Genomic DNA, 13490 nt, shown 5'->3' on the forward strand with positions numbered 1-13490 from the left:
GTTTATATTAGAAAGAGAGACAAAGCGACGCGGGATAGAGCAGCCTGGTAGCTCGTCGGGCTCATAACCCGAAGGTCAGTGGTTCAAATCCACTTCCCGCCACCAAATTTAATCAAATAAGCCCCAGCAACCAAAAAGTTACTGGGGCTTATTTGATCGGAAAATTCAGAAAATAGGGACACATCACTGTGTCCCTACCGCATACTTGTGTTTTTCCCAAAGGAAAAAATCAAACAGACCCTCAACCTGAACACTCAACCCCATACTTTTTTTCAACGCCCGTTTGTGCAAGCTTTATGTATCAAAAATCTGCAATCGGCAATCTGATATCAATCTTTTCAACTCTCAATTTTAACTTGCTAAGCCGATTGAGCTTGCAGCCAGTCAAAAATCGTGTTTAACTGTTCCAGCGAAATTAACCCGTACTGCCACAGAACCATCGGCAGTTGGCTGGCATCTTGTTCCCCGTGTCTGAGAGCAACGGCGATCGCACAATTCGAGATCGCCAACTCCCCCCGCAAATAATCGATCAATTGAGCCTTTCCCATCACCTTCACCGCCAGTTTCGCGCGCTATTGTAAAGATATGTAGCCGATCGGACTGAATCAGAAGTTTAATAGTCCCAATTATCTGTTGAGAATCGGGGATGCGGTGTGATGGAAAGCGCAAGAAACTTGTGATCAAACTCAGAAAAAAAGGCGATCGCAGTCACAAGATATCCCAGCCCCAAAAATAGAGTTCGGCGATCGCTCGATCGACATCAATCAATTTATTTAAAATGGCTAAAGTCCTAGCTGAAGCTGAACTCCCGCTTCTGTGCCGCTGTCGCTGGGTTTGATCGGCAAAGGATTTCCTTGCCTCCCGGCATCGGAAGGAGTAGTGATAAATTCCAATTCCGGGCCAATTTTGAGGCGAAATGTATCTCCCAAACTGCGTTCCCTTCTAGCAGAATTAGCCCCCGTTTCTGATTCGCCAATCAAGTTTTGGTAGTCCGAGTCTACGGTTCTGTCCTCCACACTTCTGAGGGAATCCCCAGATAAAGTCGTTTCCGAATTTTGGGGCGCTGGTTGGAGTCTTTGTTGGGCGAGAACCGCCGGGGTGAAACCGATAAAAATTGAACTCAGTCCCACAACAGTACCAAGATTAGCCATAACTGCATTCATCATCCGTGCCTCCGCTAGCTGCATCCTACTATGCTGATTGTATCCAGCCGGAATTAAGTTGCGCTCTATCAAAAGTAGCTGGTTGTGGAAGCTACCGCCATCAGGTATTGTCTGTGATTTTTGATGGGAGAGCGAGAGAAGCAGAGAGGGGCAGAGAATTGGCAAGAACGAGGGCGATCGCATTTGTAGTAGGCGCTGTAAAAAAAATGCTTTTTGCAAAGCCGGAGATGTTCCGGGAGAATTGGACTGTTTGAGGAATAGAAATCAACAAATAGATAGAAACCAGGCCAGAAAGCGGGTTCGCAAAAATACGCGTTGTAGCCGGCCCAAACCCTAAAAAAACTCGGTTTCTCATACCAGGTTGAAAAAAGTCTGTCCCGAACTCAAATCTTCAATGGGAAAATAGTACGATCGTCCCAGAGCACCTCGAAGAGTCATCTCGATCGCCCTCCCAAAGTTCCAAATCGCGCTAAGATGGCAGTGGCAGCCGTTAAAAAATCAATTACCAGCAGATTCCGAGTTCTTAACAGCAGTTTGCCTACTCAAACAATCTCAACTTTCAAAATCTGCGCTCATCAGGTTGTACTTTACTTAAATTTTGTGAAGTCGTAATATTTCTGCTCGATCATGCCAATTAAATATCTGACAGATCCGATTTTAAGAATGTCGGGCAAAGTGCCACTTCGCATCGTCCTTGTGGTACCTTTTGCCCTCCAGACTTTCGCTGCGGTAGGGCTGACGGGGTGGCTGTCGCTGCGGAACGGGCGCATAGCCGTCAACGACGTTGCCACCCAACTGCGGGCGGAAGTGACATCGCGCATCAAGCAACACATTCACAGTTATATCGAAACGCCACACCAAATCAATCAACTCAATCTCAATGCCATCCGTCTCGGCATTTTGAACGTGCAGGATTCCGCTAGTTTGCGGAACTACTTCTCCAAGCAAATCAAAATCTTTGATAAAATTAGCTACATTCAATTCGGCTCCGAACAAAAAAGTTTTATGGGAGTTGAACGCCTCGACAACGGCAAGTTGCAAGTTCGGATTTCTAATCAATCTACTGGCTATAACTTTTACAGCTACGCGCCCTCTGAGTTCGGGGAAGCAACCAAGCTCTTAAAAACTACTCCTAACTACGACCCCCGCCTGCGACCTTGGTACACAGCTCCGGTGCGGGCCCGTAAACCTACCTGGAGTAAAATTTATACTTATTTTGACACTCCCAAACTGGCGATTACGGCTGCACAACCAGTTTACGGCAACCGAGGAGAACTGATTGGAGTTGTGGGTACAGATTTGCTACTTTCCCAAATCAATCAATTTTTGGGAAGTCTAAAAATTGGTAAGTCTGGCAAAACTTTTATTATAGAAAGATCGGGGCAATTGGTGGCAAATTCTACTTCGGAACCGTCATTTATTGTCAGCAACGGCGTTCCCAAACGGATTGCCGCAGTCAGCAGCCAAAATGTTCTAATTCGATCGACAGCCCGCTATTTGATACAGCGCTTTGGCGATTTGAGCAAGATTGACAGCACTTACCAGCTAGATTTTGCTCTCGGCGGACAACGGCAATTTCTACAGGTGACACCCTTCTCAGACAGCAGGGGCCTCGACTGGTTGATTGTGGTGGCGGTTCCCGAAGCCGATTTTATGGAAAGGATTAACGCCAACACTCGCCATACAGTGTTGCTGTGTTTCGGTGCTTTGGTGGTGGCGACGGCTATAGGGTGTCTGACTTCGAGGTGGATTGCGATGCCGATTCGACGACTGAGCAAGGCTGCGGAGGCTTTGTCGCGGGGAGAATGGGACTCGATGGCGATCGATCCCCGCTTGATGGCTTCTGTAGAGCGGGAGGATGAGGTGGGTGTTCTGGCTCGCTCTTTTAATACAATGGCCGCTCAATTGGAAGATTCGTTTACTACTCTCGAAAAACGGGTGGAAACTGCGCTCGCCGACAAAAATCAATTAATTATTTCCCTGAAACAATCGCAGCAAAAACTGGCTCTCCATCTTCACCAAACTCCTTTGGGGGCGATCGAATGGAATCTAAACTTTGAAGTAGCAGACTGGAATTTGTCAGCCGAAAGAATTTTTGGATACAATCGCTTGGAAGCAATGGGACGGCACGGAGTCGATCTAATAGTTCCTGAAAGCGATCGGGAGTATGTCAGGCAACTATCTATTACTTTGCTCGCCAATCAAGGAGGAGTTACCAGCATTAACAACAATCTTAGAAAGGACGGGAAAATTATTATTTGCGAGTGGTACAATACTACTTTGGTTGATGCTGATGGCAGCATCATTGGTGTGGCATCGCTGATTCAAGACGTGACCGAGTTTCACACTGCTGTGGAGCAGTTGCGGGCTAGCGAGCAGCGGTTTCGCCAGTTGGCTGAAAATATTCATGAGGTATTTTGGATTAGAGAACCCCATCAAAAGCAGCTCGTTTATGTCAGCCCTGCTTGCGAGAAAATATGGAATTTGAGCTATCAGAGTTTGCTGTCAGAACCGGAGGCTTTTTGGAATGCTATTCACCCGGAGGATCTCGATCGCGTCAAGGCTGCTTTTGACAAACAAGTGCGGGGTGATTACGATCTGGAGTATCGGGTAGTGCGATCCCCCACGGGGGCTACGCCAACGGAACGTTCAGTTTGCTGGGTGCGCGATCGGGCTTTTCCAGTCCGCAACGAAACCGGAGAAATTTACCGCATCGTCGGCATTGCTGAAGACATTACCCAGCGCAAATTAGCAGAAGAATTCCAAAAAGTTGCTCAAACCGCTCAAGCTGCAAGCCAAGCCAAAAGCGCTTTTTTAGCCAATATGAGCCACGAATTGCGTACTCCCCTCAACGCCATCATCGGTTACAGCGATATGCTCGAAGAAGACGCACAGGATTTAGGCTACGAAGATTTTATCCCCGACTTGCACAAAATTCAAACTGCGGGCAAACACTTGCTGTCTTTAATTAGCGACATTCTAGATATTTCTAAAATTGAAGCTGGGCGGATGGAACTTTACTTAGAAACTTTCAACGCGGTTAATTTAATTGACGAGGTAGTTTCTACTGTCAAACCATTGGTAGATAAAAATTATAATAAGTTTGAGGTTAATTGTGCTAGCGAGTTGGGAGTGATGTATGCTGACATTACCAAAACTCGTCAAATATTGCTCAACCTGCTGAGCAATGCAGGCAAATTTACGGAAGGCGGCACGATTAAGCTGTCCGTTGAAAGAGTTAAACAGCACAGCTTAAAAACTCAAGAAATAACTGAATATTCCGACTTAATAATTTTCCGCGTAGCTGATACTGGCATTGGGATTCCGGCGGAAAAAATGCAGCATTTATTTCAAGCTTTTATGCAGGGCGACTCCTCAACTACCCGCAAGTACGGCGGCACGGGTTTGGGATTGACTATTAGCCGTCATTTTTGCTTGATGATGGGCGGCGATATGCAAGTTCAAAGCCAGTTAGGTTGCGGTTCCATTTTTACTGTGTGCTTGCCGGCTCGCGTTGAATTACATAGAGAGGACTAAAGTCCTCACTACAAACTTATTTAAATTTTTAATTTCTCGTTTTTGTCGTCCCCGGTAAGACATAGAGAGGACTAAAGTCCTCACTACAAACTTATTTAAATTTTTAATTTCCCGTTTTTGTCGTCCCCGGTAAGTGCTTAGGTTGCAGGCTACAATTCATACCAAATCAGGTTGTATCACAATGACATAGCAGGAGGCAGGAGGCAGCAGGAAGAGGTAATAATAGCAATGATTTGGGTACTCGAAAATGCCCGGTCGCATTGTGGCGGTTGGTATAACTAATAGGTGGTAAGGAATCAGAATTAAATAACTTACCATTTTTATTGTTCTTGTGGGATGGGCGTCCCGCCCAGGACGGGCTCTCCCGCCCATCCCACAATTATGTGTAAATTATTTAATTAGTGATCCTAAGCTCGAATGAACCGCTTTCGGCCAAGCCGTTCCCATTCCCCGCAGGGGTTCGGTGAAGGGTAGGGTAGGAAAGAAAGAAGAAGATGTACGTCCTTCCTTCGCGGTTTAATCATTCCGATGCTACCGGATTTGATATAATTCTTATTATTTTAGTTTTTTATTTCCCGTTTCTGCCGCCCCAAAAGTTGAGCTGCTAATACCCCGCCGACAAAGCCAAAGAAATGCCCTTGCCAGGAAATTCCCGGCTGCTGCGGCAAAACTCCCCAAATTAAACCACCGTAGAAGAAACCGACAATTAAAGATACCAAAATAGAGGTAAAGCTGCGTTCAAAATAGCCTCGCAGCAGCAAAAAGCCGAAGTAACCAAAGATTAATCCGCTGGCACCAATGTGAACGGAATTGGGCGCGCCTGTCAGCCAAACTCCCAATCCGCTGACGAGCACAGTGACGGCACTCACGATAAAAAAGTCGCTGATTTCTCGCAGCATTATCAACCAACCAAATGTCACAAACGGGAGGGTATTGGCTGCTAAGTGAGCAAAACTGCCGTGCAGAAACGGCATGAATATGATGCCTTCAAGCCCTTCGATGCTGCGGGGGCGGACTCCGTAGGAATTCAGCGCTCCTCGGAACAAAAATACATCGACAATCTCGATCATCCAAAGGAGGGAGACGAAGCCGCCGAGAATGGCGGCGTGGCTTTGCAATTCGCGGGTGATAGCTTTGGTTTCTGGGTTGCTCATGGGTTGTGAGGGCGGTGATCTCGGTTATTTCTAATTGTAGGAGTTTCTGCCCGATCGCACGAATCTACACTTGGCGCTGGGTTTCAGGGCTTTTTGCAGCGCCGTGATTATTTAAAACAATTATAACCTTCATTTAAAATTCCGCATTTTCACGTATGGAATAATTCGCCTCAATGAGTCAGAATGATAAATGAACTGCACGAGGAGAGTCAACGAAAGGTTGAACCTAGAACCTAAAGTCTAGAGTTTCTACCGTCTAGATCCATACTCGGGCTGGCAATGAGGACACTTTTGCGATCGCACACCGTCTTTCAAAAAAACTCAGGAACTACTTTTTTCGGATCGAGTCATTAATTCAAGAAGTTTCATCCGGTAAAGCAAAACGAGCTGCTGTAGGTACTTATTGTAGACAAAATCTCCTATAAGCTCTACAAAGAGTTCTTGGCACCTCGTTGTAAAAGAGGAACAGAGAAATATGAACGTATTTGAGAATACACAGTCCCATCGAATTCTGCCAATTTGGGTATGGCATGGCAAAGAAGAAACTCCTGTTAGTGTCGCTACAAATCCTCAACCTTACGGCAATAAGCCGCGCTTTGACTTGTTGCATCCGCTGAAACAGTGGCTTGACAATACTGCAATTAAAAGTCAAAAGTTAGCTCGGTTTCTCTGCAAGTTTATTCCCAGCCAGTGTCCGTTTGAGCGGGAAGTCAAAGTTGGCGATCGCACTTTATTTTCCATTCCGCCGCTTTGCAAGTTAAATCCGCTTTACGAGCAAGTGGTTGGGATTCGCTTTCGTGCTCTGTGTTATTTGGCTGACGAGTGTGGCGTGGATGTAACTCCCTATTGTTAATTTTCCAAAAACCTAAATTTCTAACTCTATTTTTACCTTCCCTTTTCCTTATTGGGGAGGGTTTCTTATTTTCAGATCGTTCGGTGGTTCAAACCGCTAGTGCACAAGTTCGGCGGTTGAAACCTGTTGACCTCAAATTCGTATGTGGCGAAGCGCCCGTCATACGAATTCGAGGTCAAACTACAAAAACAAAGTCTGCCTTCGCAGACTAAGATAGCGCGATCGCATTTAAAGACTAGAGAGAGCGAATTACTCGTTGTTCGAGAATGCGTTTGCCGTTTTTATAAATACTGAGGCTAGCTCCTGTAACAATGTAATCCTAGGCGCCATTTTTGGCAACGTAACCCGTCCCCTCTTCAGTTTCATGGTTGATTCGTCTTTGAGGGCGATCGCTGTTTTGCTTTTTTTGCCCAATCTCTGAACGTTTATTTTGTCAACTGTTATGACTGTGAACAGGCGATCGATCGCTTCATTTTCTGATTGAATTGATTGAATACGATACAAAATGTAGCTAGTGATGCATGAGTTAAGCTTCACCGATAAATTGCATCATCAATCGTGGCGCCGAAAAACTCGCCCTCCGACTCAAACCGATCAGAGCCAAAGTACCATCCAACCCATAAACGAGTTGGAATGGTGTAGCCGCTGAATGTGCTCTCTTCTTCTAAAATTCCACCGAAGTCCACATAATGGAACTCAGCACCTTCTGGATTGCCCCAGCGTGGTAGCTTGCAGGTTTTAAGACGACCCGTTTGATCAATGGTAAAATCTAGTTCGGCTCTCTCATCTTGTACGACAAAACTGAAATGCAAAGAGTCTAGATGCGATGAATCTGGGCTTGTCCAGGAAACGTTATCGACGCAGAATACAGACGGTAAGCAGACTGACTCTGATTGGAGGCGACCAATAGCCGACCGCGTAATATCCAAACCACTCTCTGTCATTACAGGAAATAATCCTAAAAGCTTTCACTTGAGGTGAGGTCAGTGAATTTTCGTTAAAATAGTTACTTTTTTAAAATGTACTAGGCTGTAGTCTGTTATTGAATTTAACCTCGTTTTTGCAGAATATAATCATGTCAGATGGTGACGAAGATACAGTGGCACTAGTCATTGACAATGGCTCAGGCACGATAAAAGCTGGTTTTGCTGGGGATGATGCACCCAGGGCTGTTTTTCCCTGTATAGTCGGCAGGCCACGTCATCAAGGCGTGATGGTTGGCATGGGGCAAAAAGATTCTTATGTTGGGGAGGAAGCCCAAAGCAAGCGAGGTATCCTCACTCTCAAAAATCCCAATGAACATGGCATTGTGACCAACTGGGATGATATGGAGAAGATATGGCATCATACCTTCTACAAAGAACTCAGAGTTGCTCCAGAGGAACATCGCGTTCTGCTGACTGAGTCACCTCTAAACCCGAAAGCCAATCGGGAGAAAATGGTTCAGATCATGTTCGAGACGTTTCGTGTCCCGGCTCTATATATTGCGATCGCCCCTGTATTATCACTCTATGCCAGTGGTCGTACTACCGGAATCGTTCTTGATTGTGGCGATGGTGTTAGCCACACAACTCCCATTTATGAAGGGTACGCGTTGCCCTATGCCACTATCCGTCTAGATTTGGCAGGACGCGATCTGACGGATTATCTGATGAAAATTATGACCGAAAAGGGGTATAGCTTTACTACTACAGCGGAACGAGAAATCGTGCGAGATATCAAAGAGAAATTATGTTATGTCGCTCTTGATTTTGAGCAGGAAATGCAAACAGCAGAACAGGGTAGTTCCCGTGAAATGTCATACGAATTACCTGACGGTCAAGTGATTACCATCGGCAATGAACGTTTCCGTTGCCCTGAAACCTTGTTCCAGCCAGAATTCATTGGTATGGAGTCGGCGGGAATTCATGAAACACTGTATAAATCTATTATGAAATGTGATGTGGATATTCGTAAGGATATCTATGCGAACATAGTCCTGAGTGGTGGCACTACCATGTTCCCTGGTATAGCTGATCGGATGCAAAAAGAAGTATCGGCTCTTGCTCCTCCCAACATAAAAATCAAAATTATTGCTCCTCCAGATCGAAAATACTCCACTTGGATTGGTGGTTCAATACTTGCTTCTTTATCGACTTTTGAACAAATGTGGATTACTAAGCAGGAATATGATGAAAGTGGCCCCTCCGTTGTTCATCGGAAGTGTTCCTAAAGACAAATAAACTTGCTATAGCGTGCGTTCCCTTCAGCCGATAAATTGTTGGCAACGCACTCTGCTCATAAATATCTTGGAGTCAGCGATCGCCTAATAATCACGAATCACAGGAATAGCGATCGCTTTAGGGTGAGTTAATGAAATGTAACGCTCCTTATTTTTGTTTGAATGAAAGCATTCTGTTCGGAGCAGTTTCTGGTCAGTTATAATGTGAGATAAGGATCGAGGAAATTCACAATCATGGTAGTTCGTCAACCCCGCTATAGCAAAGAAGAATTTGCCCAACGTGGCGATCTAATTTATCAAACGCAAATACGCCCAAAAGTCGAAGCAGGTAATCACGGGAAGATTGTGGCGATCGACCTTGAAACTGGAGACTTTGAAATTGATGCGCGTGAAATAGCTGCTTGCACTAGGCTAGAAACCCGTCATCCAGATGCTCAAATCTGGATTGTTCGAGTTGGTTCTCGCCACGTTCGACGATTTGGTGGACGAACAAAGAGAACTGTATGATCTCAGGAAGTGTTAACGCAGATTTTGAGGCGATTATCTCGCTTTCGATATGTGGCTCTGATGGAAAAATTTACACACAAGATGCGATCGTAGATACAGGCTTTAACGGTTGGCTTTCATTGCCGCCAGACCTGATAGAGCGGCTAAATCTGAAATGGAAAAGAAGAGGACGTGCTATTCTTGGCAATGGTAGTGAATGCGTTTTTAATATTTACGAAGCAGTTGTATTTTGGGATGGACAGTATCTAACAATTCCAATTGATGAAGCGGATTCAGAACCTCTAGTTGGAATGTCACTAATGGAAGGCTATCAACTCATGGTTCAAGTCTTTGAGGACGGCAGCGTAGAAATCAGCAAAGTAAAATCAGTCTAACTTCGCACCGTTAGACTGTGAAATCTCAGAACTGTGAATCTTGAGGCTAATCTCAACCAATTCTCATCCTTATTTCTGGCTATCGAGAATTTCCTTCGCCTTTAAAAGTTCCTGATGTTGCTCTTTGCTAACCTCGGGATATTTTAGATTCAGTTCCTTTAACTGCGTGTAAATGATACCCGCCACAACCAGACGAGTAAACCATTTGCGATCGGCGGGGATAATATACCAAGGAGCATATTCTGTACTGGTGTGATTAAACATATCCTCATAGACGGCCATATAGTCATCCCAAAAGGCACGCTCTTTCGCATCATTCACAGAAAATTTCCAATTCTTTTCAGGGCGATTAATCCTTTCTAGAAAACGTTCTTTCTGCTCCTCTTGAGATACATTGAGGAAAAACTTGAGAATGATCGTTCCATTATTGACCAGATGCTTCTCAAAGTTGTTGATTTCTTCAAAGCGGCGCTTCCAAATATCATTATCAATTATACTAACAGGGAGCGGTCGCTGCTCTAGGATTTCTGGATGCACTCTTGTTACTAAAACTTCTTCGTAATAAGAGCGATTAAAAATTCCAATTTTTCCTCTTTCGGGTAAACGCTTAGAACATCGCCACAAATAGTCATGATTTAACTCTTCCGCAGATGGAGCTTTAAAGCTGTGCACCTGACATCCTTGAGGATTAATCCCAGACATAACGTGCTTGATGGTACTGTCTTTACCAGCCGCATCCATCGCCTGAAAGATGATTAGCACAGCATGGGTGTTTTGGGCATAGAGAACATCCTGATATTTAGCTAATGCCTCAATACCTTCCTTTAATTGACCTTTAGCTTTCGACTTTTTGAGGCGATCGGCTTTGTAGGCTGGGTCATAGTCTTTGGCAAGAGAAATTTTTCGTTCTGGTGGCACAATAAAAGGACGAATCAAATCGTCAAGGTTTTCGATGGGAAATGGGTTTAAGGATGAATGTGTCATACTTTTAATTCTACCCTATTCAGGTAATGTCTTGACATAAGCGAGCGCGTCAGCTTGTCATGAATGTTTTGTATAGAACCCATTTGGAATCTTAGATATTGAGGTAAGATGAATTCGCAAGTGATTATTGAAGTTTGATCGAACTCTACAAAAACTTGCGCTCGCAGGGATAAATTTAAATTTTATCAAACAATTCCAACATTGCAAGAGTATATTCTGATTTACCAATCTCAGGTTTATGTAGAACAGTAAGCTGTTCGACATCTAAATTTCATTTTTTGTGCGGGCGGGACACCCCACAAGAACTTTATCAAGTTTTGACTGTGCAGTTTAAATGCAGAACAGCTTATTGTAGATTGGCAAACAAGCGGTGGTCGTATCGTCACTACGATCAGGAGGATGCGGCGCTAGTTTTTAATTTATTTCAAGTAGAAGTGCCGCTGCCAGATGTCTATTAAAAATTAGATTTTGATGCGGGGAATGAGCGTAAAAATGAGAGTGGAGAGAACAAAGAGGAATAAGGGCGATCGCTTTATTGGGAATCTGCGTTATCATTTAAGTGAGCGATCGCATTCAAAAAAGTATTTGTTCAACATCCTACTGGGAGAATATTTTAATGACAACCACCTTGCAAACAACCGAGCCACGTTTCTTCACAGAGGAGCAATATTTAGCAATGGAAGAAACAGCAGAGTACAAAAGTGAATATCTCGACGGAGAAATTATTCCTATGACAGGCGGATCTACCAATCACAATCGAATTACAGGAAATGTTTACATTGCTTTAAAGTTGGCTCTTCCAGAACAAGAGTATGATGTCTTCATCGGTGATGTGCGTCCGTGGATACAAAAAGTGCGACTCTACACTTATCCCGACGTAATGGTATTTTTTGGAGAACCTGAGTACCGCAACAATCGCACAGACAGGATTACCAACCCTCAAGCGATTGTGGAAGTTTTATCAAAGTCTACTAAGAATTACGATCGAAGTGACAAGTTTAGCTTTTACAAAACTCTTCCTAGTTTTCGAGAATACATTCTGATTGACCAAACAAAAATTAAGGTCGAGCAGTATTCTAAAACTGAGAATAAAAGATGGTTGTATAGCGAGTATGACGAGGAAGATACGGCTTTAGTGTTTAATTTCTTTGAGGTAGAAGTTCCTCTATCTGATGTTTATAAGAAAGTGAATTTTGAGCAAGTTGAGCAAGAAGATAGTCAAAATGAGGAGTGAGGGCGATGATCGCACTTTGTTTGAAAAGGGAGCTCGCCCTCGCTCCTCCTAATTCTTATGCAAACTTTGCTCTGGAATGTAAGATATAGCTTGCGCGCACAGAAGTTAGGACAAATTCTGGTAGGAGTGAATAGCATTCGCCCGCAGTAAGCGGATTGACTGTCCTGTAATCGCTCTCAACTGATTGGGTTTTAGAGGTAGCCTATGTTCGATCGCGCACTGGCAGTGTTAGGCTTGAATGTCGAGTTACCGGATACCGCCACCAGCACTGCAATTGTGATGGTGCTGCTGAGTATCATTTCTCTGTTAACCATCGTCCTGATTAAGGGGATTTCCTATGTGAAGCTTCCAAAAATCCTGGATTCGCTTGCTCGTCAGTTTGATTCGGTGGAGTCTAAAGATATTTTTCAAACGCTGATTAAGCCATTTCAGGGTTGGTTAATTTGGGTTGTAGTTGCCACGGTTATCGATCTGATAGTTTTGGCTATTCCCACACCATCCTGGCTAGTATTCTTGGAATTTCCCTTGAGCTTCCTGTTAGCGCTTAGTACCACCGGGCTAGGATTCAGGCTCTTTGAAGAACTCTTCGATCGGTATTTGCTGGGAACTGCATTAGAAGATGATAGCAAAATTAATACTGAACTGATCACACTTGGCAAGTTTTTGACCAAGGTTTTCATCGTTCTGATTATTGTCTTTTGCTTTGCCCAAGCTCATCAATTTAATGTGATTGGTCTAGTCGCCAGTTTGGGAGTGGGAGGATTTGCGATCGCTTTTGCCTCCCAAAAAGTGGTCGAGCAAATTCTCTGGAGTGTTGTTCTCTACATCGATCGTCCTTTTACCGTTGGGGATTATATCCATTTGCCCGATCGAACTCTCGGTCGGGTTGAGTCGATCGGGTGGCGTTCTACCAAAATTCGCCTGTCTGGGAAAAATACTTTGATGGTGGTTCCCAACAGTAACTTAGCACAGATTAGTATTGAAAATCTGAGCAATGCGCGGCGTCTGATTTCGATGGTTACGCTTACCTTTTTTAGAGCGATATCTGAAGAGGAAAAAGCACTGCTCCAACAGCTTTTGTTGGACAGCACTCGTGATATTCTGGGAATAGATCGTCAACTAACCCAGGTTAAATTTCAGGATATCGCCGATGAATCAGGTCAATATTACCCGCAGGCACAGGTCATTTTCTTTATTTTAGGGGCAACGGAGACATCTATGGAATTACGCAAAGGTCTGCTGGGGATGGCTCGTGAAAATATCATCAAACGACTGGAAGAATATGGAATTAATTTTGACATTAAAGAGAGTATTGTTGATGTCAGTCAGCCCATGAATATTTAATACTATATAGCAATACTTGCAGGATTTGTAAATTTTTACCCCACCCCAATCCTCCCCGAACTCTCCGGGAGGGGGTAAGAGATAAATTTCACAAATGATGCTAGGATTGCTATAGTTAG

General features: G+C 44.2%; 11 protein-coding genes, 1 tRNA gene and 1 pseudogene. 8 read left to right on the top strand and 5 right to left on the bottom strand.

Annotated elements, in window-relative coordinates:
- The first annotated feature begins 28 nt into the window (after window positions 1-28).
- A tRNA-Met gene (locus tag IQ270_RS11340) sits at window positions 29-105 on the top strand.
- 254 nt (window positions 106-359) lie between these two features.
- On the opposite strand, the gene IQ270_RS11345 is transcribed toward IQ270_RS11340, so the two are convergent.
- Window positions 360-548, bottom strand: a complete 189-nt coding sequence (locus IQ270_RS11345) for a DUF2949 domain-containing protein (RefSeq protein WP_193973325.1) — start codon at window positions 546-548, stop codon at window positions 360-362.
- 234 nt (window positions 549-782) lie between these two features.
- Window positions 783-1382 carry a hypothetical protein gene (locus IQ270_RS30940; protein WP_228056265.1) on the bottom strand — a complete coding sequence of 200 codons (600 nt, stop codon included), beginning with the start codon at window positions 1380-1382 and terminating at the stop codon, window positions 783-785.
- A 408-nt stretch (window positions 1383-1790) separates the two neighbouring features.
- Here IQ270_RS30940 and IQ270_RS11355 point away from each other — a divergent pair, with 408 nt between their 5' ends.
- Window positions 1791-4700, top strand: coding sequence for a PAS domain S-box protein (locus tag IQ270_RS11355; protein WP_193973326.1), 2910 nt, complete (start codon window positions 1791-1793; stop codon window positions 4698-4700).
- Window positions 4701-5260: 560 nt separating this feature from the next.
- Here the strand turns inward: IQ270_RS11355 and IQ270_RS11360 are convergent.
- Complete coding sequence (locus tag IQ270_RS11360) at window positions 5261-5854, bottom strand: rhomboid family intramembrane serine protease (RefSeq protein ID WP_193973327.1); 594 nt, start codon at window positions 5852-5854, stop codon at window positions 5261-5263.
- A gap of 475 nt (window positions 5855-6329) precedes the next feature.
- On the opposite strand from IQ270_RS11360, the gene IQ270_RS11365 reads away from it, so the two are divergent.
- Window positions 6330-6707 (top strand): Mo-dependent nitrogenase C-terminal domain-containing protein, encoded by a 378-nt coding sequence (locus IQ270_RS11365; RefSeq protein ID WP_193973328.1) that lies wholly within the window; start codon window positions 6330-6332, stop codon window positions 6705-6707.
- Between the two features lie 533 nt (window positions 6708-7240).
- Here IQ270_RS11365 and IQ270_RS11370 read toward each other — a convergent pair.
- A pseudogene (locus IQ270_RS11370) lies at window positions 7241-7663 on the bottom strand (DUF6544 family protein); the annotation flags it as partial.
- 119 nt (window positions 7664-7782) lie between these two features.
- Between IQ270_RS11370 and IQ270_RS11375 the strand changes: the two are divergent.
- The 3 genes from IQ270_RS11375 (at window position 7783) to IQ270_RS11385 (ending at window position 9809) form a co-directional block, all read left to right on the top strand.
- Window positions 7783-8919 carry an actin, cytoplasmic 2 gene (locus IQ270_RS11375; protein ID WP_193973329.1) on the top strand — a complete coding sequence of 379 codons (1137 nt, stop codon included), beginning with the start codon at window positions 7783-7785 and terminating at the stop codon, window positions 8917-8919.
- Between the two features lie 243 nt (window positions 8920-9162).
- Window positions 9163-9435 carry a hypothetical protein gene (locus tag IQ270_RS11380; protein WP_193973330.1) on the top strand — a complete coding sequence of 91 codons (273 nt, stop codon included), beginning with the start codon at window positions 9163-9165 and terminating at the stop codon, window positions 9433-9435.
- The gene (locus tag IQ270_RS11385; RefSeq protein ID WP_193973331.1) at window positions 9432-9809 is read left to right on the top strand and encodes a clan AA aspartic protease; all 378 of its coding nucleotides are present in this window, start codon (window positions 9432-9434) and stop codon (window positions 9807-9809) included. The genes IQ270_RS11380 and IQ270_RS11385 overlap by 4 nt, the downstream gene beginning before the upstream one ends.
- A 69-nt stretch (window positions 9810-9878) precedes the next feature.
- Here IQ270_RS11385 and IQ270_RS11390 read toward each other — a convergent pair whose 3' ends face one another.
- The gene (locus IQ270_RS11390; RefSeq protein ID WP_193973332.1) at window positions 9879-10793 is read right to left on the bottom strand and encodes a polyphosphate kinase 2 family protein; all 915 of its coding nucleotides are present in this window, start codon (window positions 10791-10793) and stop codon (window positions 9879-9881) included.
- A gap of 616 nt (window positions 10794-11409) precedes the next feature.
- Here IQ270_RS11390 and IQ270_RS11395 point away from each other — a divergent pair.
- Window positions 11410-12027: a Uma2 family endonuclease gene (locus IQ270_RS11395; protein WP_193973333.1), complete on the top strand. Its 618-nt coding sequence runs from the start codon at window positions 11410-11412 to the stop codon at window positions 12025-12027.
- A 204-nt stretch (window positions 12028-12231) separates the two neighbouring features.
- Window positions 12232-13371 (top strand): mechanosensitive ion channel family protein, encoded by a 1140-nt coding sequence (locus IQ270_RS11400; protein WP_193973334.1) that lies wholly within the window; start codon window positions 12232-12234, stop codon window positions 13369-13371.
- Window positions 13372-13490: the final 119 nt, after the last annotated feature.

It is taken from the genome of Microcoleus sp. LEGE 07076 (assembly GCF_015207455.1).
Taxonomy (GTDB): Bacteria; Cyanobacteriota; Cyanobacteriia; order Cyanobacteriales; family Microcoleaceae; genus Microcoleus.